We start from the raw sequence: 23,736 nt of genomic DNA, 5'->3' as shown, positions 1-23,736 counted from the left end.
CTATCAACAATCCAACGTTGTCATATCTTCATATGTCTCACGGCGAGCAACTAATTTTGCTTGTCCATCTTCGACAAAAACCACCGCTGGTCGAGGATTTCGGTTGTAATTACTTGCCATTGAATAACCGTAAGCCCCCGTACTACTAATGGCCAATAAATCCCCTGCTTTAACTTCTGGCAATAAAATATCTCGAAGTAAGACATCGCCTGATTCGCAATATTTACCAACCACTGTGACTTCCTTGACTGAATCATGCCCATCACGATTCGCTAGAAAACCATCATAAACTGCTTGATACAAAGCAGGCCGTATATTATCACCCATGCCACCATCTACGGAAACAAAATGACGAACACCAGGAACCTCTTTTTGCGCGCCAACTGTATATATCGTTGTGCCCGCTTCGGCAATTAAACTGCGGCCTGGTTCAATCCAAAGCTCAGGCAGTGGATACCCTAATTGTTCACAATGACCTTTCAAGGAATAAACAATTTTTTCAACAAATGTTGCTGGTGCTAATGGCTCATCTTGCTGCGTGTACTGCACACCAAAACCACCACCCATATTTAAAACACGTGCTGTAAATTGATGGACTTGCCGCCAGTCTTCTAAAATAGTGAACATTTTTTCAACAGCAGCTAAAAAGCCTTCCACAGCAAAAATTTGCGAGCCAATATGGCAATGGACCCCTTGTACATCAAAAGAGGGGTTTGATAAAAGACGAACGAGTGCTTCTGTTGCCTGGCCACTTGCAACATCAAAACCAAATTTTGAATCTTCTTGGCCTGTCAAAATGTAATCATGTGTTTCTGCATCCACGCCAGGACTCACTCGAAAAAGAACTTTTTGTGTTTGGTTTCGTGTAGCTAATAATTCTTCCAACAAGTCAATTTCGTAAAAATTATCAATGACAATTGTACCTATTTTGTTATCCAAAGCATAACGTAATTCTTCAGGGGTTTTATTATTTCCATGGAACTCAATTTCCGCTGGCTCCATGCCCCCTTTTAAAGCTGTGAATAGTTCTCCACCAGAGACAACATCACAAGCAATATCTTCTTCCTTTAACACTTGATAAATAGCTAAACAACTAAATGCTTTACTTGCATAAACCACTTTATTTTTGATACCTAATTGATTTAACGTTTGTTTAAAACCACGTGCTTGTGCGCGAATATGAGCGACATCATAGACAAATAACGGCGTCCCGAATTTTTGCGCCAACTTTACGGTGTCACAACCACCGATTTCTAAATGATTTTCCCGATTCATTTTTGCTGTACCAAATAACATGTTTTCCCGCCCCTTCATTTTGTTTTATTAAAAATCATAGCATAAAACCCAGTAGCTTCCTATAATTTTCCACATTTTTCTCTGACTTTCTCCTGTTGCTTTTTTTCGCCAAATAGCCTACAATAATTGGCATACGAATAAAAAACCTTTATTATCAAGACTTTAATCTTTTAAATTAAAATTGGTATATACGAAAAAGAAAGAAGGCAGATGACTTGGCTACACTGAACCGCGATCAACAAATTGAAGAAATTATTAATTTGGAAGCAATTTTGAATTTACCGAAAGGAACAGAACATTTTGTCAGTGATTTACATGGTGAATTTGAAGCTTTTGACCATATTTTAAGAAATGGTTCTGGGCGAATCCGAGAAAAAGTTCAATTTTTATTTAAACAAGAATTAAATGCCCATCAGATGGACGAGCTTTGTTTTATTATCTACTATCCAGAAGAAAAATTAACACTTTTAGAAAATGAAAGCGCCCTCTCTTATGAATGGTGGCTATTAACGATTCGCCGTCTGGTTGAAATCGTCCGTTCTTCTTCGATGAAGTACACACGTTCTAAAGTTCGCAAAGCCCTTCCTGAAACCTATGGGTATATTCTCGAAGAATTGATTTATCAATATGATGAAACAACAACCAAAAACGGTTACTATCAACAAATTATTGAAAAAATTATTTTACTAGGTGAAGCCAAACGTTTCGTAACAGAATTAGCTTATCTAATCCAACGTCTGATTATCGATCACCTACATGTTATTGGGGATATCTATGACCGGGGGCCAGCACCAGATAAAATTATGGATCGATTAATGTCCTATCACTCCTTGGATATTCAACTAGGCAATCATGATATGATTTGGCTGGCTGCTTATAGTGGTTCACTGGCTTGTTTAGCCAATGTAGTACGTATTTGTGCTCGCTATGGAAATTTAGATTTGTTAGAAGAACGTTATGCTATCGATTTAACCGCCTTAAAAAAATTTAGTTTAGAAACGTATAAAGAAAATCCTGCTTTTGCACCCAAGAAAAATCCCTATCGTGCGTTAACTGAAGCTGAAAAACAAGTAGCGATGCGTGTGCAACAAGCCATTGCCATTATTCAAGAAAAACTAGAAGGCCAAATTATTGGTCGACGCCCTGATTTTAACTTGGCACATCGGCTACGCTTAGATAAGATTCAAGGGGAAACTATTACTTTTGACGAATGTCGTTATACATTAATTAACAGCTGTTTCCAAACCGTTTCTGAAGAGCAACCTTACCAATTAACACGTGAGGAAAAACAGATAATTGATGATTTATTAACGCAATTTCAGTCTTCGCCGCGGTTAACAAAACACATGCGCTTTCTAATGGAAAAAGCTTCTCTTTACCTTGTGTATAATCAAAATTTATTGATTCATGGCTGTCTGCCTCTGAATGCGGACGGTACTTTTCAAGCTTACACATTTAAAGGCCACTCCTATTCAGGAAAAGCTTTAGTTGACTTCTTTCAGAAAATGTTAGAAGAAGCATACGCTCAGCCTGCTATTACAGATGACTATGCGACAGATTGTTTATGGTATCTTTGGTGTGGCGAAGGTTCCTCATTATTTGGCAAACGAGCTATGAAAACCTTTGAGCGTTATTTTCTCGCTGAAAAAGAAACACATCATGAAGAAAAGAATCCTTACTACTCTTTGCGTGATACGGTTGAAGTTTGTGAAAGAATCCTAGATGAATTTGAAGTGACTGGTGAAAATCGACATATCATTAATGGCCATACACCAGTTAAACGAACAAAAGGCGAATCGCCAATCAAAGCAAATGGCACGCTTCTCGTAATTGACGGCGGCTTTTCAAAATCTTATCAGACAATTACTGGAATTGCTGGTTATACATTGTTGTACAACTCGTTTGGTTTACAACTGACCGCGCATAAATCTTTTTCTAGTAAAGAAACAGCCATTTTAAATAATCAAGACATTCATTCCATCAAACAAGTCATCGATCGCCCCTTACAGCGGTTATTGGTGAAAGATACCACTATCGGCAAAGAGCTATTAAAGCAATCGCAAGCACTCCAAAAACAAATGAAACAAAACCAGTAGTGCCGTTAAAAAGACGCTTGCGCTCTTATCCGAAAAATGATTAAATGAAGGAGTTGAGAAAAATATCTATTAGAGAAACGGAAAGGGTTTTACATTGAAGAAACAGCAACTCTCACTTTACGGCACCATTTTCTTTCTTTGCTTTTTCCTAATTGTGGGCTTCTTCTTCTCAAGTCGTGGCGAAGATTATGCCAAAGAATCTGAACAAAAAGTTACAATTGATTCCGCCAAACATGAGAAACATACGAAAGACAAGGAAGAAAATAATTCAGCAAATACAGTATTTTTTGATAAAATAAATGACCTGCTCGTCGCTTCTGTCAAAGAATTTGAAGGAACGGTCGGGATTAGTTATTTAGATTTGGAAACTGGCGAACAACGTTCTGTGAATGGCCAACATGAATTTTATACAGCTAGTACTATTAAAGTGCCCCTGACGATGTTAGTCGCTGACACGGTTGCTTCTGGTCAAAAAAAATGGACAGACCTGATTCCCTATAACGCCGAAGAAGATTATGAAGAAGGAACTGGGATCATTGCCTATAATATCCAACCAGAATATCCATTAAAAACGTTACAAGAATATGCCATCACCTATTCTGATAATATCGCTAAAAATATGCTCTATGACACATTGGGTGGTGATGCAAAAGCAAAACGAGAAATGTATCAGCGTTATTTGCACAACACACCTTCGATTGAAGAGCCACAATTTTCTTCGGAAGATGCGCTTGTTATTCTACAAAAATTATATACTGAAAAAGCAACAAAACCAGATTACCAAGCGATTTATGATTCTATGAAACAAAGTGTTTTCCATGAAAGAATGGAAACTCCCACAACTCAAGGAAAAGTTGCTCATAAAATTGGTTCCTATGATGAATTTATTCATGATATGGGGATTTTAGAAACACCTCACCCCTTTGCTTTAGCAATTTTTACTAAAGGGCCTGATAATGCTAAGAGTGCTGCGTTTATTGCTTCAGTGACAGATAAGTTATGGCAATTACAGGTGTCTGAATATCCTAATGATAACAGTTAAGAAAATACCCTTGGTTTATTAAGATGACTTAATAAACCAAGGGTATTTTTTTATTGTTTGTTATCATTATCCATTTGTACAGACAACAACTTCGTAAAACGTTCTGCCAACATTTGGTGGGTATCAATTTTTTTGGTTCCTTGTGCTTTTGCTGCAAAACTAGCAAAGTTTAAGCCAGCCCCAAATAGTTGTAACGCACCGTTGCCTAAATCTCCCTTTTTAAGAGCTTCAAGCCCATCTTCGATAAATTGGTTACTTTCATCTAAATGACACTCAGGAAGATATTTCACGCCGTGATGATATCGTTTTACATTCAGAATGATTTGCTTCGCGGCTTCTTCTGAAATAGCCGCTCCCAAGTTTAACAGTAGCTCATTGATTGGTTCCACCAAGCGAGCATAGTCACTTTCGTATTTTTGACAATTCAGTGCAATCGCTTTGCGGCGTTCTTCATTTTTCATTTTTTCCACTCCCTTTTTTATTAAAAACGAGCACGAAAGCTACCAACTGGCTTCGCACTCGTTCTTTCTAACCACTAATTTTCTTTGTTCATGCTTTTGATTTTAATTAAACGTGTAATTTCGCCACGTTCATTTTCTTCTAATTTCATTTGAATGTAGTAAATTGTTTCTTCTAATTGTGGAATCGTCATATACTCTAAGGCGTTGACACGACGACGCGTTTTTTCAATTTCTTTTGATAATAATTGGCACGTCTTTTCAACATTTGCAAGTGCTAATAATTTCGGTAAAATGCTTGAAATTTTAGCAAAAGCTTGATCAAGCTCGCTGTTTGAATTCACGTAGCCATAATCTAAGGGTGCTTCTTGAACCGATTCATCGTAATCAAAAATCATTTTAGGAACTGGCACACTTAAGATGTTCTGTTCAATAATTTCTAATTCAACTTTTTCGGCTGGAATTGCCACTAACTCTTCAATAAAGGCTTCGTTCAACGTTGCATTTGCCAATACAAAATTTGATAACGCATCCGTTACTTCTTGTTCAACCTGAATACGTAACTCATTGTTTTCTTTGACTAGCGCAATAAACCGTCGCATCAATTCATCTTGTTTGTCTTTCAGCAACTTATGACCTCTCGTGGCCGTAGTTAACTGTTTTTTCAATCGGGAAAGTTCCATACGGGTTGGATTAACATTTAATCGAGCCATTTTTCTACTTCCCTTCAGTTAAGTATTGATCGAGCATATCCTCTTTAATTCGTTTTAGTTCTGTTCTCGGTAGCATACTTAATAGTTCCCACCCAAGATCTAACGTTTCTTCAATCGAACGGTTTGTATCGAATCCTTGATTGACATATTCTTCTTCAAAACGTTGGGCAAAAGCTGCGTAAATTTTATCGACATCGGAAAGAGCTGATTCTCCTAAAATGACAGCTAATTCTTTGGCTTGTTTCCCTTGTGCATAGGCTGAGAACAATTGATTCATCGTTGCTGCGTGATCCCCGCGCGTTTTGCCTTCGCCAGTTCCTTTGTCTTTAAGACGGGAAAGTGATGGCAAGACATCAATTGGTGGCTGGATACCGCTCTTATATAGTTCCCGGGACAAGATAATTTGCCCTTCTGTAATATAACCAGTTAAATCGGGAATTGGATGTGTTTTATCCTCCTCTGGCATTGTTAAAATAGGAATCTGTGTTACGGAACCTTTTGAGCCACGAATTCGGCCTGCTCGTTCATACAACGTTGCTAAGTTCGTGTAAAGATAACCTGGGTAACCACGACGTCCTGGAACTTCACGGCGTGCTGCTGAAATTTCTCGTAACGCTTCGCAATAATTGGTCATATCCGTCATGATAACTAAGACATGCATGCCCTTTTCATAAGCTAAATATTCAGCAGCTGTCAAAGCCATTCTAGGTGTTGCAATCCGTTCAATGGCTGGATCATTCGCTAAGTTCATAAACAAGACTGAACGATCAATTGCGCCTGTTTGACGGAAATCTTCCATAAAATATTCCGCTTCTTCAAAGGTAATCCCAATGGCCGCAAAAACTACGGCAAATTCTTCTTCACTATTTAACACGTTGGCTTGTCTGGCAATTTGCGCCGCTAATTCTTTATGAGGTAAGCCAGAAGCTGAAAAAACAGGTAATTTTTGACCACGAACTAAGGTATTTAAATGGTCAATCGCTGAAATCCCTGTTTGGATGAACTCATCGGGATAATCACGAGCAACTGGATTGATAACTTCGCCGTTAATATCTAATTTTTTCTCAGGTAATAATTCTGGTCCATTATCTTTTAAGCGACCTAAGCCGTCAAAAACGCGCCCCATCATATCTGGCGAAACCCCTAATTCTAAAGGATGTCCCAGAAAGCGAACTTTTGAATCACGAATATTGATGTTACTCGTTCCTTCAAAAATTTGGACCATCGCTTTATCTCCATTGATTTCTAAAACTTGCCCTTGGCGAATTTCGCCATTTTGCATGCGTACTTCAATTAATTCTTCGTACTTTACGCCTGCCACTTTTTCAACAATCATCAGAGGACCAACGACTTCATTGATTGTGCGATATTCTTTAATCATTCGTCATTCCTCCTTCAGCAATGATTTCTTTTATCGTTGTTTTAATTTCTGCTTGTAAACGATCCAATTTTTCTAATTCTTCTTCTGGTAAATACTTGCTACGAGCAATGCGATCACGGATTTCAACTGTTCCCGCCATTAACTCAGAGAAATAAGTGCCTAAACTTAAGGCTTTTTGACCTTCTTCACCAAAAGTTAGAATCAATTGCAACATTTTCGCTTGTTTGGTTCGAGAAGTGAACGTATCCACGTCATCAAAAGCATTTTGTTGCAAATAGTCTTCCCGTAATGATTTGGCTGTTTCCAACGTTAAACGGTCTTTATCCGACAAGGAATCAATCCCAACCAAACGAACAATTTCTTCCAATTGAGATTCCTCTTGTAAAATCCGCATCCCTTCAGCTACCATAGCGGCCCAGTTCCCTTGCAATTCCAAGTCTAAATATTGCCCTACTTCTGTGGAGTAAAGAGAATAACTTTGCAACCAGTTAATAGAAGGAAAATGACGCTTTTGTGCTAATTGAGAATCTAAGCCCCAGAATACTTTAACAACGCGTAACGTATTTTGGGTGACAGGTTCTGATATGTCCCCACCAGATGGCGAAACCGCACTAATCGCTGTAATGCTTCCTTCACGATGATCTTTTCCTAACGCGATGACTTGTCCTGCTCGTTCATAATATTCAGCTAAACGGCTACCTAAATAGGCTGGATAGCCTTCATCACCAGGCATTTCTTCTAACCGGCCACTCATTTCTCGTAACGCTTCTGCCCAACGAGAAGTAGAATCCGCCATAATTGCGACTGAGTAACCCATATCACGGAAATATTCTGCAATGGTAATCCCTGTATAAATCGAGGCTTCCCGTGCCGCTACCGGCATATTTGACGTATTCGCAATTAAAATCGTCCGATTCATCAAAGACTCACCAGTTGTTGGATCAATTAATTCTGGAAATTCATTTAAAACATCTGTCATTTCATTCCCGCGTTCCCCACAACCAACGTAAACGACTAAGTCGACATCGGCCCACTTAGCAATTTGGTGCTGAACGACTGTTTTTCCAGCGCCAAATGGTCCTGGAACTGCTGCCGCTCCGCCTTTCGTAATTGGGAAAAAGGTATCAATTACGCGTTGTCCGGTCACCATCGGTACTTTGGGACTTAGTTTTTCTAAAATGGGACGTCCCCGCCGAACGGGCCATTTTTGCATCATGCTAAAACTTTCCGTTCCTTTAGCCGTTTCCACTGAGTAAACTGTTTCATCAATGGCAAAGTCACCTGCTTTAATTTCGGCAATCGTTCCTGAAACGCCGAAAGGCACCATAATTTTATGTTGAATAATCGGTGTTTCTTGAACCACACCGACGATGTCACCTGCCGACACTTCTTCACCAACTGTCACAGTCGGTTCAAACGTCCATTTTTTCTCACGATCTAACGCATCAATTTTAACGCCACGACCTAAAAAGTTACTGTGGGTTACTTCTTGAAATGTATCCAATGGTCGTTGAATACCATCAAACATTTCGGCAATTAAACCTGGGGCTAATTCAACAGATAATGGTTCTCCTGTTGAAATAACTGGTTCTCCTGGTCCAATGCCTGTTGTTTCTTCATATACTTGAATCGAAGCGACGTCGCCTCGCATTTCAATAATCTCTCCGATAACGCCTAAATCTCCTACATGACAAATGTCTTGGATACTAGCATCTGACATGTTTTCAGCTAAAATCAAAGGACCTGAAACTTTGACAATTTTTCCAATTTGCACGCTCATTCTCCTTTGCATTATAAAATATTTTGTCCAATTGCTTTTTCAACATTTTTTTCAATCTCACTTAAACCGATTCCGATTGTACCATTATGACTTGGGATTAAAATAATCGCTGGTGTCACTTGTTCTTTGTATCGTTCAATCGTTTCTTCTGCTAAAGTAGAGGCTTCTTCCGTTATGAAAATGACCCCAAACTTATTTTTTGCCATAGTTTCAATGGCTTCTCTAACTTGCATTTCTGAAATGGCATGATGGACCTCAAAGCCAAACAGTTTAAATGGTAAGATTGAATTTTTGTCTCCAATGACACCAATTTTATACCCCATTGACTTTTCGCATCCTTTCTCGAATTTTTTCATTTGAAAACCCACTATGTTTTCCGACCAAAATTAAACGTAGATTTTTCCATTCAACCTCTTTCGCATTCAAAAAGGCTAGTAATGGGAGCGGCCCAAAAGCAACCGTTCGACCGTTTTCATACATTGAGGTCAGGTAATCATCTTTGAGTTTTTCAAAAGCCAATAAATTTAATTCATTGGTTTCTTTATTGATAATCTTTTCTAATAGTTGTCCGTAATTCGTTGTTCTGACAAATGCTGTAAATTCTACAAGTGACTTTTCCGCATAGGTCAACAGCTCTTTCTTTGAGAGACTGCCAGCGCTAGAAATCACGGTTGATAAAAAGTTACTGTTTTGATGTTGAACAATCCCTCTAGCCATCGTTGATAGATTGGTTAAATCAATAAAAGCGATGACTTCCTTCGTTAACTCTTCATAGCCCAATTCATCCGCCAATTTTCGTTGTTGCTTTAAAAATGCTCGATCATAAAGGATATCAATTGCTTGCGGCAAACCGCCCTCTTCCAGATAGGCAAAAACATCACGGATCACTTCTAATAATGCTGGCTCAAGTTCGGAAGAGTTTTTTGTATGAATGGCACTTTTGACTGTGTTTAGAGAATAACGACCATCTTCTAAATAAAGATAATCAAAATCTTTACCTGTTCGCTCAGCTTTCGTCAAAATTTTCAAGTTATGGAAGGTAAAACGCATCGTATACAACGTTACTACAGCTGGTTCTGGAGCCATTTCATATAACCAGCGATAAAGACTTCCCAGCGCTTCAGAAGAATGGTAGTCAAATTTTTCTTCAAAAGTTTCGGTTAAATAAGGTTGATAAACCGTACTTTTTAACATATTTTTAACGTCTTCAACTGTTTCCGCTTCTAAAAGTTGTTGAAACTGTTGCTCAGAAAGCAGCTCCGTTTCTTTTAAACGAATCAGCGGATTAATTTGATGATACGTTGGTTTTCTCATGCTACGTCCTCCCTTCTTAACTGAAAAGTTTTTCTGCTACTTTAAAGCCTTCTGTTTTTTGAATCTCTTCAACTAATGCTGAAAAGAGAAAATTATAATCCAAACCGTCTTTTGCAACGATAAAGCCACTTTCTTTTGGAACAACTTCCTCTGAAAGCTCCCATTGAACAGTAGCATCAGAAAGGGCGGTCAGCCATTCTTTCGTCACTTTCGTTTGAGAATACTCGCCTAAAAGAATGGTCGCTTTTCCTGTTAATTCAAGTGAACCTAATTGTGCTTTCATAAATTGTTGAAATTCTTCCGCTGACCATTCACTCATCTTTAAGACCACTTCATCAAATAATTGGTTAAGATATGCTTGTTTTTTATTTAATGCATCCTGACGAATTTCTAGTGTTTGCCGTTGTTGGCGTTGTTTAAATTCTTTTAATAATTGTTGTTGTCGTTTTTCTATTTCATGTTCTTGCTTCAGCAAAATTTCTTGTTGTGCTGCTTGGAATTCTTGATCGATGCGCGTTTGTTCACTGGTGACATAGGCTTCGACTTCTTGCTTTCCTTGTTGCTTAATTTCACTGATGATTTTTTCAATGGCATCCATCCATCTGCCTCCTCAATTATTTGACGTTCAATACAAGTAAGAAGGAAATTACGAACCCTAAGATGGCATAAGTTTCAACCATGGCAGCATAGATAATTCCTTTTGTTGCATGTTCTGGTTTCTTCGCTAAAATTTGGATCCCCGCAGCGGCTACACGACCTTGGGCAATCCCAGAGAACAATCCAGCAAAGGCAATCGGTAAAGCTGCTACAAAATAGTTCAATCCTTGAACCATACTCATATCGTTTCCTAAGTTAATATAAATTAAGAAAGCAATAACGAAACCGTATAGTCCTTGTGTACCTGGTAATAACTGTAAAATTAACGCTTGACCAAATTTTTCTGGCTGCTCCGTCGTTAAAGCTGCTGCTGCTTCCCCAGTAAAGCCAACCCCTTTGGCTGATCCAATCCCAGCAAAAATTGTCGCCATCGCCATTCCTAATACTGCAAAAACAATTCCACCATTATTATTAATTAAGTAATCCATCATCTCTATTTTCCTCCAATAAATAATTTTCTATTTTTTCTCAACATTGACATACTTTTCTTTTGTTTTTAGCGGATTAAACGCCCGGCCACCGCCTGTGTAAAATTTTCCAAAGAACTCAACATATTGCAAACGTGCGCCATGAACATAAGCACCTAATAACGATAAGAATATGTTTAACGCATGTAAAACAATTAACAGCAAGATCCCCACGCTAAAACGGGCAACTGGCGGCATGAACTCAACGAGCATATTAAACGCTGAAGCAATACTTCCCCCAGCAATTCCTAACGCCATCAAACGTGTATAGCTAACTAAATCACCGACATAACCTGTCACGCCGTATAGTCCATACAGTCCTTTGGCTAAGCCTTTTAATTTGGCCTTCGATTGAATCATTGGAATCACAATAATTGCAATGGCAGAAAGACTAGCTAAAATCGCACCTGCTGTAAATAAGCCTTCATTTTTAACCACTAATTTACCAACGACTAACAATGCTAAACCAAACAAAATCCCTAACCAAGCGTAACTTTCGTTAATACTATCTAAATAGCGCTTTTGTTTTGATAACTGAATCCCATTAATCATTAAACCGACAACCAATTGGATAAACCCAAAAATAACCGATAAAATAAGAATCGTATTTACATCTTCGGTCGTTGATAAAATCGGAAATGGTGATTTGATTCCAAACATTGTTGGCGGTAATGCTGCACCGAAAAACGAACCGTAAATGAAGCCCCAAATAATTGTTGGAAATGATAAAATCAAGAAAAAGTCGGCAAAACGTTTCATGCCTCTCGGTAACACAAATGCTTTCAAAGCAATAATAGACAAGAGTAGCATCAGTAAGCCATAGCCAATATCCGCTACCATCATGCCAAAAAAGACTAGATAAAACGGCATCATCGCAGGTGTCGGATCAACTTCTTCATATTTTGGTAAGCTATACATCTCTGTTAACATTTCAAACGGCTGCACCAATTTATTATTCGCTAGTTTAACTGGTATATCCGTCTCAATTTCCGCCTTCGTAGGATTTTCAAAAGTAAGAGCTATTTCGTCCTTAGGAACTTTTTCTTCAATCGCTGTCAAAATATCGGCTTTTTCTTCGACTGGAATCCACGTTTGCAAGATGAAAAATGATGAAGCATTTAACAAATGTTGACGTGCTTGTTCTCTTTGGATAACCGCCAATAAGACTTCTTCAGCCAAGCAAAACGTTTCATAGAAGTCATGATAAGAAGCAAGTTGTTGCTTTAAGGCTTTTTCTTCTTTTTGTAAAATTTCATATCGTTCTTTGACTTGTTGATATGCCTCTTTAGGCGGAACATCATAACGGTATTGGAGTGGTTCAAAACTATATTGGTTTAATAACTCGGTTACACTCTGCTGATGTTCCTTCAGGTAAACGAGTGTAAAGTAACTATGATGCATACTTTGATAAATTTCTTCAAAATAAACCGTTGGCCATTGAGACAAAGCGCTCAAGAAACTGGCTTTATTGGCTAGATTTATCGAACCATGAACGACATAACTACTTTTTAACTGCTGTTTATGCGGTAAAATATCCAGATATTGCCAGCGGCCTAATAATTCTTCTTCAGCTTCTAATCCTTGACGATCCGTTTGAATTTGTTTCAAAGATTCTTGAATATTCTTTAATTCCGTCAAATAGCTTTGTAATGTTTCTTCATCAAAGGTTTGTTCCAACTCTTCTAAGGTATAGACTTTTCTTTTTATCTTTAACCCTTTTCCTGAAGAGCGTGTCAAAAATAAAAGAAGCTCTTGCAATTGTTGTAGCATCGTTTCATATTTACGTAGCTGTTCAGTTGACTGTTCTGCTTGTAAAAAAGAATATTGACTCTTTAAGGCTTGTTCTTCCTCAGGCGAATGAAAAATCCGTTTTACTTCGACAATTTGCAAGCCTTGAATGGCTTGTAGAATTGCTGCTTCTTTTTCGGCAGCGGCAATTATTGTCATTTTTTCCATTTTACTAACTGCCATAAACGTCTTTCACCCTCTCAATAATTGAATCAATGACTTGTTCTTTGTTCGTTTCGTAACGTTCGTGAAGCGCTTGTTCAGTGCGCTTTGTTTCATCTAAAAGTTGTTCTTTTTCAAGTTGTAACATCTTTTCTTGCGTTGCTAGTGAATCCGTCAGCACTTTTTCAACAGCTTCTTCACTCTCTTGACGTAGTTCAGCTAAACGTTCTTGCTTCTGTTCTTCATATAAACGACAATTCATCTTAGCTTGTTGCCGATGCTCTTCCACCGCATCTTCCGCTGCCTTGATTTGCTCTAGTACTTCTTGTACCATTGTCTCCACCTCCTTAGTTTTTACACCTTTAGCATATAAGAAAAAGGACTAGCGAAATAGAGATACGCTCAGCCCTTTTGTTTTAGGTATGCAAAAAGGCGCAAACTCAAAAATTGTTCTTCTCACCCCTTGAAGAACTGAATCCTTGAAGCTTTCGCCCAACCATTCTTTATTCAATACTCTACCATCTTAGCAAAGTTTTTCGCAAAATTCAATACTTACCCAAATGAATTAAAATAACAAATTTTCACTTTTATAATAGGTAATAAAAAGGCATTATTTTTTCGCTTTATAATTATTGATCTTGAATTTTTTTCACATAGATGTGCTATACTTACGTAAACAATTAAATTTATTTGGAGGGATCTCTGATGAATATACGATATATTTCAATCTCTGGTAATACACGCTCATTTGTTCAACGTTTAACAACTTATGCTGAAGAGCAACATCAGCAAAACGAAAAAAATCCTACGATTACTTTCAAAGAAATTTCGGAAAATTCTCCGTTAGAAGTAGAAACAGAACCATTTTTTACCTTTGTGCCTACCTATTTAGATGGTGGCGATGGCATCAACAACGGCAATACCGAAATTTTAACAGAAGTCATGCGAGAATATCTTGCTTTTGAAAATAATTATCGTTATTGCTCTGGCGTGGTGGGCAGCGGCAATAAAAACTTTAACCACCAATACTGCCTGACAGCTAAACAGTATGCGGAACAATTTAACTTCCCCTTCTTAGCTGACTATGAATTAAGAGGTACCCAAGCGGATATTGAACGAATTTATGCTATTTTAAAGGAAAACCAATAAGCAAGTTTCATTACTAAAAAGCTCACCTATGATAGACTACATTTTGAGGTGAAGAAAAATGAGAAATACATGGTTAGCAGAACAACTTCAGTCAATCAGTGAAGAACCCAATTCTTTTATTATCGAGGAAACCATCAAATATATTGAACAATTAGAAGATGATAATGAAAGTCTTCAAGTTGCATTGGAAGGAACTATTTGGAGTCCTAAAAAATGGAACGAACCATTGGAAAAATAATTTAAACAGAAGAAAAGAGCCAGAAACGTAAGTGTTTCTGGCTCTTTTCTTCTGTTATTTACAAATTATAGACGTGCATTTAAATCTTTTGCTAATTCTTCAAAACCTGGTTTACCTAATAAAGCGAACATGTTGCGTTTGTAAGCTTCAACACCTGGTTGGTCAAATGGATTAACCCCATTTAAGTAACCTGAGATGCCCACTGCAATTTCGAAGAAGTACATAACATAACCTAATGAATAAGCATCCATTGTTGGCACTTTAACGATCATGTTTGGCACACCACCATCTGTGTGAGCAAGCAACGTACCTTCGAACGCTTTTGTATTGACGAAGTCAATTTCTTTTCCTTGTAAATAGCCTAGGCCATCTAAGTCTTCATTTTGTTCTGGAATTGAAATGCTATGGCGTGGATTTTCAATTTTAACCACTGTTTCAAATAAGTTACGCATACCTTCTTGAACATATTGACCCATGGAATGTAAGTCAGTTGAAAAGTCTGCGGCTGCTGGGAAAATACCTTTGCCATCTTTTCCTTCTGATTCACCGTATAATTGTTTCCACCATTCAGAGAAATAGTGCATGCCAGGCTCATAGTTAATTAACATTTCAGTTGTTTTGCCTTTGCGATATAAAATGTTACGTAACGCAGCATATTGATAGGCTTGGTTTTCTTTTAAGTCGCTCGTTGCGCCGTATTCTTTACGGGCATCATTTGCACCTTCCATTAAACGATCAATATCCGCACCGCTAACAGCGATTGGTAAAAGACCTACTGGCGTTAAAACAGTGAAACGGCCGCCCACATCATCAGGAATCACAAATGTTTCCCAACCTTCCGCATCAGCTTCAACTTTTACTGCTCCTTTAGCACGGTCAGTTGTCGCATAAATACGTTTATTGGCTTCTTCTTTGCCATATTTATTAATTAATAACTCTTTAAAGACGCGGAAAGCAATCGCTGGTTCTGTCGTAGTTCCAGATTTTGAAATAACGTTGACAGAAAAATCACGATCACCAATCACATTGATTAAATCAGCTAAATAAGTTGAGCTGATGCTATTTCCAGCAAAGAAGATTTGTGGCGCTTTCCGTTCTTCTTTTGATAATAGATTATTAAATGAATGTGTCAAAAATTCAATTGCTGCACGGGCACCTAAATATGAACCACCGATACCAATGACTACTAATACCTCAGAGTCAGATTGAATTTTTGCTGCTGCTTTTTTAATGCGCGCGAATTCTTCTTTGTCATAGTTTTCTGGTAAATCAATCCAGCCAGTAAAATCATTACCAGCTCCTGTACCTTCACGTAATGCTTTGTCCACTGCAGTGACTTGTGTTTGCATGTATTCCAATTCATGGTCAGCAACAAATGGTGCTAATTTGGAATAATCTAATTGAATGTGTGACATTCCTTTTCCTCCTCGAAAGTAAACTTACTACATGTATACTTTACGTGTTTTTAGACATTTTTTCAAGCAAATTCTTTTGGATAGACCAATTGTTTAATTTTAACTATTTAATTAGAGATATTTATTCTCTTAATCAAACAAACCAAGAAAAAATGCTAGGAAATCCTAGCATTTTTTGTTATTAAACAAGTCCTTGACTCAGCATCGCTGCCGCTACTTTTTCAAAGCCAGCAATATTCGCACCTAAAACAAAGTTATCTCGTGCCTGATATTCGTTAGCTGTATCACGACAAGTCTCATAAATGTTTTGCATAATTTGATCTAGCATACCGTCAACTTTTTCAAAGGACCAAGCTAAACGTTCAGCATTTTGGCTCATCTCTAATGCAGAAACCGCAACACCACCTGCATTAGCGGCTTTGCCTGGACAATAAATTACAGCTGATTTAGCAAAAACGGCGACTGCTTCTAGTGTACAAGGCATATTTGCGCCTTCTGCCACGACTTTCACTCCATTTTTCACTAAAATAGCGGCTTGCTTTTCGTTGATTTCATTTTGTGTTGCACATGGTAACGCAATGTCATACGCTGTTTCGAAATCCCAAACAGATTCTTTATCATAATAAGTTGCGCCTTTACGTGTTTCAACATATTTTGAAATGCGTTCACGATTTTTTTCTTTTAGTTCTTTTACTAACGCCACATCAATTCCTTCTGGATCATAGACAAAACCAGACGAATCGGAACATGTGATTACTGTGGCGCCTAGCTCAGTTGCTTTTTCCATGGCATAAATTGCGACATTCCCGCTACCAGAAGCAGCGACTTTTTTGCCTTCAAACGTATCTTTTTTATCTGCTAATAAATGTTTAACAAAATAAACCGTTCCATAACCCGTCGCTTCTGTTCTTGCTTGGCTTCCCCAGTATCCTAAAGGTTTTCCAGTCAACACTCCTGCATCATAGTTGCGCAAGCGTTTATACATGCCAAACAAATAACCAATTTCACGAGCGCCTACGCCAATATCGCCTGCTGGAACATCTGTACTTGGACCAATATGTTTTTGAAGTTCGGTCATGAAACTTTGACAAAAGCGCATCACTTCAGCATCTGACTTACCTTTTGGATCAAAATCACTACCGCCTTTGCCGCCACCGATTGGCAAACCAGTTAAACTATTTTTAAAAATTTGTTCAAAGGCCAAAAACTTCATCACACTTAAATTCACACTTGGATGAAACCGCAAACCACCTTTGTATGGTCCAATCGCTGAATTATATTGGACACGATAGCCTCTGTTCACATGCCAATTGCCCTGATCATCTTGCCACGGCACACGAAATTGAAAAATACGTTCAGGTTCAATCAAGACACCTAAAACATTTGCTTCAATGTATTGAGGATTTTTTTCTAAAAAACCTTCTACGGTTGGTAAAAACTCATCGACTGCTTGTAAATATTCTGTTTGACCTTGGTCTAATTGGTGAATTTTTTCTTGAATATTTTTAACATATTGTTTTGCGTCCATTTAATCATCCTCTCATTGTTATAGGTTTATTTTAACTGAAAATTCAAAAATTACCATAGTCAAACGTTTATTTTTTCCTTAAATCCAGAAAAAATCCCGTAATTATGGTACACTACCTATTGAATTGGAGGAGAACTATGAAGAAATTTGATGTAATTATTGTCGGTGCTGGGACGAGCGGTATGATGGCCACGATTGCGGCCGCAGAAGCAGGCGCTCAAGTATTATTGATTGAAAAAAATCGCCGTGTTGGGAAAAAATTATTAATGACTGGTGGCGGCCGCTGTAATGTAACTAATAATCGGCCCGCAGAAGAAATCATTTCATTTATTCCTGGGAATGGAAAATTTTTATACAGCGCATTTTCACAATTTGATAACTATGATATCATGAACTTTTTTGAATCCAATGGTATTCACTTAAAAGAAGAAGATCACGGACGCATGTTCCCTGTTACAGATAAATCGAAGTCAATTGTTGATGCGCTATTTAACCGCATTAACGAATTAGGAGTCACTGTTTTTACAAAAACACAGGTCACAAAATTACTACGAAAAGACGATCAAATAATTGGCGTTGAAACCGAACTGGAAAAAATTTATGCGCCGTGTGTTGTATTAACAACTGGCGGCCGCACTTATCCTTCCACAGGAGCAACTGGTGATGGCTATAAACTAGCCAAAAAAATGGGGCATACCATCAGCCCACTCTACCCTACCGAATCACCTATTATTTCTGAAGAACCTTTTATCCTTGATAAAACGTTGCAAGGTCTCTCTTTACAAGATGTTAATTTAACTGTTTTGAACCAAAAAGGAAAACCTTTAGTTAATCATCAAATGGATATGCTGTTTACACATTTTGGCATTTCAGGACCTGCCGCGCTCCGCTGTTCTAGTTTTATTAACCAAGAATTAACTCGCAACGGTAATCAACCTGTCACGGTAGCCTTGGATGTGTTTCCGACAAAATCTTTTGAAGAAGTGCTGAAAAATGTTGATTACATGATTGAGGAACAGCCAAATAAAGTGGCAAAAAATGCCTTTCATTCTTTAATACCAGAACGTCTGCTTACTTTTTATCTAGAGAAACTAGCAATTGAAGAAGTGCCTGCCAAACAACTGACAGAAAAGCAACGTCTTTCCTTTGTGGAACTACTGAAAGACTTTCAGTTCACTGTTACGAAAACATTGCCTTTGGAAAAATCTTTTGTCACAGGCGGTGGGATTTCCCTCAAAGAAGTGACCCCTAAAACAATGGAGAGCAAATTAGTCAATGGTTTATTTTTTGCTGGTGAACTTTTAGATATTAATGGCTATACTGGAGGCTACAATGTTACAGCTGCATTTGTCACTGGACATGTTGCTGGCTCCCATGCCGCAGAAATTGCAGAATACACCTATTTACCAATTGAAGAAGTCTAAACAAAAAGTCGCTAAAATAGCGACTTTTTGTTTACTTTTTTTATTTATCAATAATTTTCCCGTTTTCTAAATAAATAGTGCGGGTGGCTACTTTTTCCACAAACGTTTCATCATGCGAGGTGAAAATTACTGTTCCTTGATAGGCACTTATAAATTCTTCAAGTGCTTGGATTGTCTCTAAATCAAGAAAATTGGTGGGTTCATCCAATAAGATGATATTATTTGGTTCTATAAATAATTGCGCCAAAGTAATTTTTATGGCTTCGCCACCACTTAGAGAAGATATCTTTGTCTGTAAATTTTCTTGTTGAAAACCTAGCCGATATAAAAGTGAACGCACAATCTTTTCAGAATAATTTGTCCGTTTCAATAAATAAGTCAACAGTGGTTCATCATTTTTTAATCGATAATCTAATTGATGATACGTTCCTAACCGGACTTTGGGAGAAAAGTAAATGGCCGGGTGACGAGCTTCAATTTGTTGAAGGAAGGTACTCTTCCCAGCACCATTTTTTCCACAAAGTGCTATTTTTTCGTTTAAAGGAATTTGAACGTTCACTTGGTTAAGAATTGTTCGATTCTCATAAGCGAAAGTTAAATTTTCAATTCTAATTGGATATGGATTGTATAAAGAGAACTGATTATTAGTAGGAAAAATAATTTTTCGCTCTTGTTTTGCTTGCGCAACATCGGGTAATCTGTCAATTCTGGCATTAATCGCTTTCGCTTGTTTTTGGAGTGCTTTTTGTACGGTATCTTTTTGTTTAGAACCAGCTAAACGACTAGGTTTAATTTGCTTTTGTTTTTGTTTTTTTGAAAGATGACTAGATTTTTGCGCTTGTGCTTGTTTCTTTGCGTAAGATTCCTGTAATTTTTTCTTTTCCTTTTGATATTGATGATAGACATTATATTGTGTTTGCTGTTCCAATTCTTTTTGACGACAATACGCATCGTAGTTCCCTAAATATTCTTTGACATGTCCATCCGAAACTTCCCAAATTTTCTCTGCTAATTGATTCAAGAAAAAGCGATCATGACTAACAAACAAAACGGTCCCATAATAATACGTTAAATCTGCCACTAACAACTGACGATGTTCTTTATCTAAATGTGTGGTTGGTTCATCTAAAATAACCCCGGTTGGATACTCTGAAAATAATGTTGCTAAGCGTTTTTGGACTTTTTCGCCACCACTTAGTTTTTGATTTTTCTGATTTAGCAAACAGTTTTTGTCAGTTTTCTCTGATTCATTCGTTATTTCTTCAGCTACTTGTGCCAAGTAATGAAAGTCGTTCAATCTTTGAACTTTTCCTTTATCTGATTGAATCTTACCCATAATTAAATTGAGCAGTGCTGATTTTCCTGCGCCGTTTTTACCAATAATCCCAATTTTTTCATTTTCATATACAAATAATTCATCAATTTCTAGAATTGGTTTTCCCGAAAAGTGAATACTTACTTCTTTCAGATGAATACTTAATTTTTTCATTTCGCCCTCTTCTTTCATTTCTGAAACGAAAGAATCTTGGGTACGCAAAAAAGGACAGCCTAATCGCTATCCTTGTAGTTTCGTATAAAAGTACACACGTCACCCATGAATTTTAATTTCAGACTTTTTGATAAGATTTATTCAATTTATTTTGTCAAAAAGTCAATCCAAATTCTGATAGATGCCAACATACAATTATACCTCCTCGTTTAATTACTCCCACATTAACACCTCTGCTTTCTTTTGTCAATTCTGACCCTAAAATGAGAGAATCGGACTTTAGTAGGATACAATTTTACCGAAACTATGGCAAAATAAAGACGGAGGTGAAAACCATGAAGATTACATTGACACGAAAAACATCAGCTTGGGGCGCGTTACGCTATTTTACATTTTATAAAAATGGTGTGCATCAAGGGAAACTTTTTACTAATGTACCTATTGAAATTGAGGCTGATCCTGGAGATGTTTTAACGTTCTATGAAGGCTGGTTCCAATTTTATCGGCGCATTGAAGTTACTGAAGATACCAAAGAAATCACGATTATCAATTCTAAAAAATTGCAACATGTTTTTTATACCTGTGTCGTCTTATTTTTAATTTTAACGCTATTATTCCTTTCCGCACAGAAACTTTCGACGTTTATTATTGCTGAAATTTTAATTTACTCTGGTATTCAGTGGCTGTTCCGGCAACAAACCTATCATTTTACTGTCAAGAAAAAAACGGAATCCTTTGCTTCCTATTCTAAAAAAAGTATCGCACACTAAACGAATCTTTAGCGTGCGATATTTTTTAATTACTTTTCATTAATTCGGCCACATATGTGACTGTTTCTGGTTGTGTTTCTTCAATTTTATTAATCGCATCTGCAAAATTCGGTAAATGCGCTTTGTGGGCAATTAATAATTCGTCCAACAAGGTCTTCGCCATGACGCCGCCAGGAACTAATGGATTAATAGTGAAAGCATGCAATGCTGCGCCGTAATCACCATTGATGGCTGCTCGAATAACCGTTTCTTCCATAGCTTTCATATTTTGAATAATTCCTCGTGCTGCTGGCGGAAAGGCCCCCCAGTTGTAAGGTTCATGGCCATGAGCTGTCACAGGTCCAGATACTTCTACAACACAATCATACGGTAAATCAGTAATTGTCCCATTATTTTCAGTAGAAACAACCATATCCGTTCGTTTATCATTATAAATTGATGCAATCATTTCACAAGCTGCATCGCTATAGTGTGTGCCGCCCCGTTCTTCTAATTCTTTTGGTTTGTAATCTAGTTTGGGATCTTTATACAATTCAAACAGACGACCTTCCGTTTCTTTAACCACTTGTGCTCTTGTTTCGCCCCGTTCATACTCTTCGATGGAATGCTTCAACATCTCATCTTCAATATAATAATAGCGATGATAACCACATGGTAACATTCCTAAATCTTTTAACTGTTCATAATGGAACGGCGCATCAAAAATATTTTTCAAATGACTTTCTTGCTCTTGCTTAGGTCCGTAAATTAAATCAATGAGTTCTTGTGTTCGCTCTTGTCCTTCTTTGTCCCAAACGCGGTGCCAATGGAAATGATTAATTCCAGCAAATTTAAAGAATAAGTCTTCTTCTGGAATTCCCAGCATTTCGGCCGCTTGTTTTCTATGACCAATCGGCACATTACATAAGCCAACTGTTTTTTTCCAACCGCCATGTTTAATTGCAGCTTCCGTAACCATTCCAGCTGGATTGGTAAAATTCACTAACCAAGCATCTGGGCAAAGACGTTTCATATCGTCAATAATAGCTAAAATGACAGGAATTGTTCGAAATGCTTTAAACATTCCTCCTGCGCCATTTGTTTCTTGGCCTAATACTCCATGGGACAAAGGAATCCGTTCATCTTTAATGCGAGCATCTAATAATCCTACACGGAACTGTGTTGAAACAAAATCCGCCCCTTTTAAGGCTGCTTCACGGTCCAATGTTAAATGAACTTCCCAATCTAAACCAGCAGCTTTAATCATGCGCTTCGCCATTGCACCAACGATTTCCAATTTTTCTTTACCAGCTTCAATATCGACTAACCAAATTTCCTTAATTGGCAGTTCATCTTTTCTTTTGATGTATCCTTCAATTAATTCAGGTGTATAACTAGAACCGCCACCAATTGTTGCAATTTTTAATGCTCCTCTTGTCATCCGTCTTCTTCCTCCTTGATTAAATTGTTATCGTTTACATATTTAGGATAAATTATGGGAATGTTCCCATGTCAAGCACTATTTTCAAAAAAATGTATGCTATACTTCTTATAAGAATACATTCCACTTTGGAGGTAAAAAAATGACGTCTATCATTGATGTAGCAAAAGTTGCCGGTGTCTCGAAATCGACTGTTTCTCGCTTAATTTCTGGAAAAGGATATGTAAGTGCCGATAGTCAAGAAAAAATTCTCAAAGCAATGAAAGAATTAAATTATACCCCGAATTATGTGGCGCGGAATTTACGAGCAGGTGCCACAAAAACCATTGGCTTTTTAGCCCCTAGCTATTTAGGTTCCTTAGGTATTTTCTTGAATCGCTTTATTTCAATTGCCAAAAAATACAATTATTCCGTAACCTTATTTTTTACAGACGGCGATCAGCAGAAAGAAATTGATGCCTTGAACCAATTAAAATACAAACAATTAGATGGCTTGTTTTTATTGACACGAACAAATGAATGGTCGGTGATTGAGCCTTACAGCGCGTATGGCCCTTTAGCAACCTGGCATCGTATCGATTCACCTAATATATACTCTTCCTACATTGATCATTACTCTGGTTATTATCGTTCCTTAGAATATTTACAACAACAAGGATACCAAAAAATTGGTCATGTCCTTGGTAATCCCGAAAACTTAAACACGCACGCACGAAAACGTGCAATGAAAGATTTTTATGAAAACACTCAGGCACCTTGGCAAGCTGAGTGGCTGATTAATGATCAGTATACTAACCATTCTGGTCGCAAAATTGCCCATTACTGGCAACAATTAACCGACAAGCCAGAAGCTTTGGCCTTTTATAATGATCACGTAGCAGCTGAGTTTATTTCAGAACTTGAAAATCTAAATTATGCCGTTCCTCGCGATGTCGCTGTCATTGGCTTTGATAATAGTTATGTCAGTGAGTTGATGCATATTACGACTGTTGATTATGCCATTCAGTATCAAGCCGAAAACTCATTTATTTACCTATACAACCAATTAAATCAGACGAAGATTCCTGAAAAAAAATTAACCGTTCGTCTAGTTGAACGACGAACGGTGCCTAAAAAAGACCCGGCAGATCAGTCACTTTGACTGATTTA

At 37.6% G+C, this 23,736-nt stretch carries 22 protein-coding genes and 1 other annotated feature; of the genes, 7 read left to right on the top strand and 15 right to left on the bottom strand.

The genetic code is table 11. From position 1 onward, the window contains the following. Positions 1-3: 3 nt before the first annotated feature. The gene (lysA, locus tag IGL32_RS05830) at positions 4-1,314 is read right to left on the bottom strand and encodes a diaminopimelate decarboxylase (RefSeq protein WP_002382299.1); all 1,311 of its coding nucleotides are present in this window, start codon (positions 1,312-1,314) and stop codon (positions 4-6) included. A 197-nt stretch (positions 1,315-1,511) separates the two neighbouring features. Here lysA and IGL32_RS05825 point away from each other — a divergent pair, with 197 nt between their 5' ends. Beyond that, positions 1,512-3,392, top strand: coding sequence for a fructose-bisphosphatase class III (locus IGL32_RS05825; protein ID WP_010707604.1), 1,881 nt, complete (start codon positions 1,512-1,514; stop codon positions 3,390-3,392). Positions 3,393-3,546: 154 nt separating this feature from the next. After that, entirely contained in the window at positions 3,547-4,434 is an 888-nt protein-coding gene (locus IGL32_RS05820; RefSeq protein ID WP_173963619.1) for a serine hydrolase, read from the top strand. Between the two features lie 50 nt (positions 4,435-4,484). Here IGL32_RS05820 and IGL32_RS05815 read toward each other — a convergent pair whose 3' ends face one another. The 10 genes from IGL32_RS05815 to IGL32_RS05770 form a co-directional block, all read right to left on the bottom strand. Next, on the bottom strand, positions 4,485-4,895 hold the full coding sequence (locus IGL32_RS05815) for a hypothetical protein (RefSeq protein WP_153853800.1): 411 nt from the start codon (positions 4,893-4,895) through the stop codon (positions 4,485-4,487). A gap of 74 nt (positions 4,896-4,969) precedes the next feature. Then, on the bottom strand, positions 4,970-5,605 hold the full coding sequence (locus IGL32_RS05810; RefSeq protein ID WP_002357673.1) for a V-type ATP synthase subunit D: 636 nt from the start codon (positions 5,603-5,605) through the stop codon (positions 4,970-4,972). A gap of 4 nt (positions 5,606-5,609) precedes the next feature. After that, on the bottom strand, positions 5,610-6,986 hold the full coding sequence (locus IGL32_RS05805) for a V-type ATP synthase subunit B (RefSeq protein ID WP_002357674.1): 1,377 nt from the start codon (positions 6,984-6,986) through the stop codon (positions 5,610-5,612). Continuing rightward, positions 6,979-8,760, bottom strand: coding sequence for a V-type ATP synthase subunit A (locus IGL32_RS05800; protein WP_162782833.1), 1,782 nt, complete (start codon positions 8,758-8,760; stop codon positions 6,979-6,981). The genes IGL32_RS05805 and IGL32_RS05800 overlap by 8 nt, the downstream gene beginning before the upstream one ends. A 17-nt stretch (positions 8,761-8,777) precedes the next feature. Further along, on the bottom strand, positions 8,778-9,089 hold the full coding sequence (locus IGL32_RS05795) for a V-type ATP synthase subunit F (RefSeq protein ID WP_002357676.1): 312 nt from the start codon (positions 9,087-9,089) through the stop codon (positions 8,778-8,780). Next, the gene (locus tag IGL32_RS05790) at positions 9,079-10,080 is read right to left on the bottom strand and encodes a V-type ATPase subunit (RefSeq protein ID WP_002397271.1); all 1,002 of its coding nucleotides are present in this window, start codon (positions 10,078-10,080) and stop codon (positions 9,079-9,081) included. The genes IGL32_RS05795 and IGL32_RS05790 overlap by 11 nt, the downstream gene beginning before the upstream one ends. A 16-nt stretch (positions 10,081-10,096) precedes the next feature. Beyond that, on the bottom strand, positions 10,097-10,678 hold the full coding sequence (locus tag IGL32_RS05785; RefSeq protein ID WP_002360397.1) for a V-type ATP synthase subunit E: 582 nt from the start codon (positions 10,676-10,678) through the stop codon (positions 10,097-10,099). 16 nt (positions 10,679-10,694) lie between these two features. Next, the gene (locus tag IGL32_RS05780; RefSeq protein ID WP_002363905.1) at positions 10,695-11,168 is read right to left on the bottom strand and encodes a V-type ATP synthase subunit K; all 474 of its coding nucleotides are present in this window, start codon (positions 11,166-11,168) and stop codon (positions 10,695-10,697) included. A gap of 27 nt (positions 11,169-11,195) precedes the next feature. Next, positions 11,196-13,175 (bottom strand): V-type ATP synthase subunit I, encoded by a 1,980-nt coding sequence (locus tag IGL32_RS05775; RefSeq protein ID WP_002361772.1) that lies wholly within the window; start codon positions 13,173-13,175, stop codon positions 11,196-11,198. Then, positions 13,165-13,488: a V-type ATPase subunit F gene (locus tag IGL32_RS05770; RefSeq protein WP_002404376.1), complete on the bottom strand. Its 324-nt coding sequence runs from the start codon at positions 13,486-13,488 to the stop codon at positions 13,165-13,167. The genes IGL32_RS05775 and IGL32_RS05770 overlap by 11 nt, the downstream gene beginning before the upstream one ends. A gap of 116 nt (positions 13,489-13,604) precedes the next feature. Further along, positions 13,605-13,652, bottom strand: a sequence feature (sodium ion sensor (DUF1646 type); this cis-regulatory element may regulate processes involved in with the transportation of sodium ions). Positions 13,653-13,859: 207 nt separating this feature from the next. Here IGL32_RS05770 and nrdI point away from each other — a divergent pair. After that, a complete protein-coding gene (gene nrdI, locus IGL32_RS05765; RefSeq protein WP_002389303.1) occupies positions 13,860-14,303 on the top strand; it encodes a class Ib ribonucleoside-diphosphate reductase assembly flavoprotein NrdI in 444 nt (147 codons plus the stop codon). 58 nt (positions 14,304-14,361) lie between these two features. After that, complete coding sequence (locus tag IGL32_RS05760; protein ID WP_002357684.1) at positions 14,362-14,541, top strand: hypothetical protein; 180 nt, start codon at positions 14,362-14,364, stop codon at positions 14,539-14,541. Positions 14,542-14,606: 65 nt separating this feature from the next. Here the strand turns inward: IGL32_RS05760 and IGL32_RS05755 are convergent, their stop codons facing one another. Both IGL32_RS05755 and gdhA read right to left on the bottom strand, forming a co-directional pair. Continuing rightward, positions 14,607-15,956 (bottom strand): glucose-6-phosphate isomerase, encoded by a 1,350-nt coding sequence (locus tag IGL32_RS05755; RefSeq protein ID WP_002357685.1) that lies wholly within the window; start codon positions 15,954-15,956, stop codon positions 14,607-14,609. 181 nt (positions 15,957-16,137) lie between these two features. Next, positions 16,138-17,484 (bottom strand): NADP-specific glutamate dehydrogenase, encoded by a 1,347-nt coding sequence (gene gdhA / locus IGL32_RS05750; protein WP_430600112.1) that lies wholly within the window; start codon positions 17,482-17,484, stop codon positions 16,138-16,140. 137 nt (positions 17,485-17,621) lie between these two features. On the opposite strand from gdhA, the gene IGL32_RS05745 reads away from it, so the two are divergent. Then, positions 17,622-18,908 (top strand): NAD(P)/FAD-dependent oxidoreductase, encoded by a 1,287-nt coding sequence (locus tag IGL32_RS05745; RefSeq protein WP_002357691.1) that lies wholly within the window; start codon positions 17,622-17,624, stop codon positions 18,906-18,908. Positions 18,909-18,948: 40 nt separating this feature from the next. Here the strand turns inward: IGL32_RS05745 and abc-f are convergent, their stop codons facing one another. Beyond that, complete coding sequence (gene abc-f, locus IGL32_RS05740; RefSeq protein WP_197080440.1) at positions 18,949-20,415, bottom strand: ribosomal protection-like ABC-F family protein; 1,467 nt, start codon at positions 20,413-20,415, stop codon at positions 18,949-18,951. Positions 20,416-20,660: 245 nt separating this feature from the next. Between abc-f and IGL32_RS05735 the strand changes: the two genes are divergently transcribed. Further along, entirely contained in the window at positions 20,661-21,167 is a 507-nt protein-coding gene (locus IGL32_RS05735; protein ID WP_002357693.1) for a hypothetical protein, read from the top strand. Between the two features lie 25 nt (positions 21,168-21,192). On the opposite strand, the gene IGL32_RS05730 is transcribed toward IGL32_RS05735, so the two are convergent. After that, complete coding sequence (locus IGL32_RS05730; RefSeq protein WP_002357694.1) at positions 21,193-22,587, bottom strand: 6-phospho-beta-glucosidase; 1,395 nt, start codon at positions 22,585-22,587, stop codon at positions 21,193-21,195. A 142-nt stretch (positions 22,588-22,729) separates the two neighbouring features. Between IGL32_RS05730 and IGL32_RS05725 the strand changes: the two genes are divergently transcribed. Beyond that, positions 22,730-23,728, top strand: a complete 999-nt coding sequence (locus tag IGL32_RS05725) for a LacI family DNA-binding transcriptional regulator (protein ID WP_002357697.1) — start codon at positions 22,730-22,732, stop codon at positions 23,726-23,728. The last annotated feature ends 8 nt before the right edge of the window (positions 23,729-23,736 follow it).

Source organism: Enterococcus sp. AZ035 (assembly GCF_050548325.1).
In the GTDB taxonomy this organism is placed as follows: domain Bacteria; phylum Bacillota; class Bacilli; order Lactobacillales; family Enterococcaceae; genus Enterococcus; species Enterococcus faecalis.
Note: the sequence above shows the minus strand (reverse complement) of the source record. Positions and strands in the feature narration are given on the sequence as shown.

What these genes read in the sequence shown, in the direction of transcription:
- IGL32_RS05745 (WP_002357691.1), top strand. Translation starts at nt 17,622, where the DNA reads ATGAAGAAATTTGATGTAATTATTGTCGGTGCTGGGACGAGCGGTATG.
- IGL32_RS05785 (WP_002360397.1), bottom strand. Translation starts at nt 10,678, where the DNA reads ATGGATGCCATTGAAAAAATCATCAGTGAAATTAAGCAACAAGGAAAG.
- nrdI (WP_002389303.1), top strand. Translation starts at nt 13,860, where the DNA reads ATGAATATACGATATATTTCAATCTCTGGTAATACACGCTCATTTGTT.
- IGL32_RS05795 (WP_002357676.1), bottom strand. Translation starts at nt 9,089, where the DNA reads ATGGGGTATAAAATTGGTGTCATTGGAGACAAAAATTCAATCTTACCA.
- lysA (WP_002382299.1), bottom strand. Translation starts at nt 1,314, where the DNA reads ATGAAGGGGCGGGAAAACATGTTATTTGGTACAGCAAAAATGAATCGG.
- gdhA (WP_430600112.1), bottom strand. Translation starts at nt 17,484, where the DNA reads ATGGACGCAAAACAATATGTTAAAAATATTCAAGAAAAAATTCACCAA.
- IGL32_RS05730 (WP_002357694.1), bottom strand. Translation starts at nt 22,587, where the DNA reads ATGACAAGAGGAGCATTAAAAATTGCAACAATTGGTGGCGGTTCTAGT.
- IGL32_RS05775 (WP_002361772.1), bottom strand. Translation starts at nt 13,175, where the DNA reads ATGGCAGTTAGTAAAATGGAAAAAATGACAATAATTGCCGCTGCCGAA.
- IGL32_RS05780 (WP_002363905.1), bottom strand. Translation starts at nt 11,168, where the DNA reads ATGATGGATTACTTAATTAATAATAATGGTGGAATTGTTTTTGCAGTA.
- IGL32_RS05770 (WP_002404376.1), bottom strand. Translation starts at nt 13,488, where the DNA reads ATGGTACAAGAAGTACTAGAGCAAATCAAGGCAGCGGAAGATGCGGTG.
- IGL32_RS05725 (WP_002357697.1), top strand. Translation starts at nt 22,730, where the DNA reads ATGACGTCTATCATTGATGTAGCAAAAGTTGCCGGTGTCTCGAAATCG.
- IGL32_RS05805 (WP_002357674.1), bottom strand. Translation starts at nt 6,986, where the DNA reads ATGATTAAAGAATATCGCACAATCAATGAAGTCGTTGGTCCTCTGATG.
- IGL32_RS05735 (WP_002357693.1), top strand. Translation starts at nt 20,661, where the DNA reads ATGAGAGAATCGGACTTTAGTAGGATACAATTTTACCGAAACTATGGC.
- abc-f (WP_197080440.1), bottom strand. Translation starts at nt 20,415, where the DNA reads ATGAAAGAAGAGGGCGAAATGAAAAAATTAAGTATTCATCTGAAAGAA.
- IGL32_RS05760 (WP_002357684.1), top strand. Translation starts at nt 14,362, where the DNA reads ATGAGAAATACATGGTTAGCAGAACAACTTCAGTCAATCAGTGAAGAA.
- IGL32_RS05790 (WP_002397271.1), bottom strand. Translation starts at nt 10,080, where the DNA reads ATGAGAAAACCAACGTATCATCAAATTAATCCGCTGATTCGTTTAAAA.
- IGL32_RS05810 (WP_002357673.1), bottom strand. Translation starts at nt 5,605, where the DNA reads ATGGCTCGATTAAATGTTAATCCAACCCGTATGGAACTTTCCCGATTG.
- IGL32_RS05755 (WP_002357685.1), bottom strand. Translation starts at nt 15,956, where the DNA reads ATGTCACACATTCAATTAGATTATTCCAAATTAGCACCATTTGTTGCT.
- IGL32_RS05815 (WP_153853800.1), bottom strand. Translation starts at nt 4,895, where the DNA reads ATGAAAAATGAAGAACGCCGCAAAGCGATTGCACTGAATTGTCAAAAA.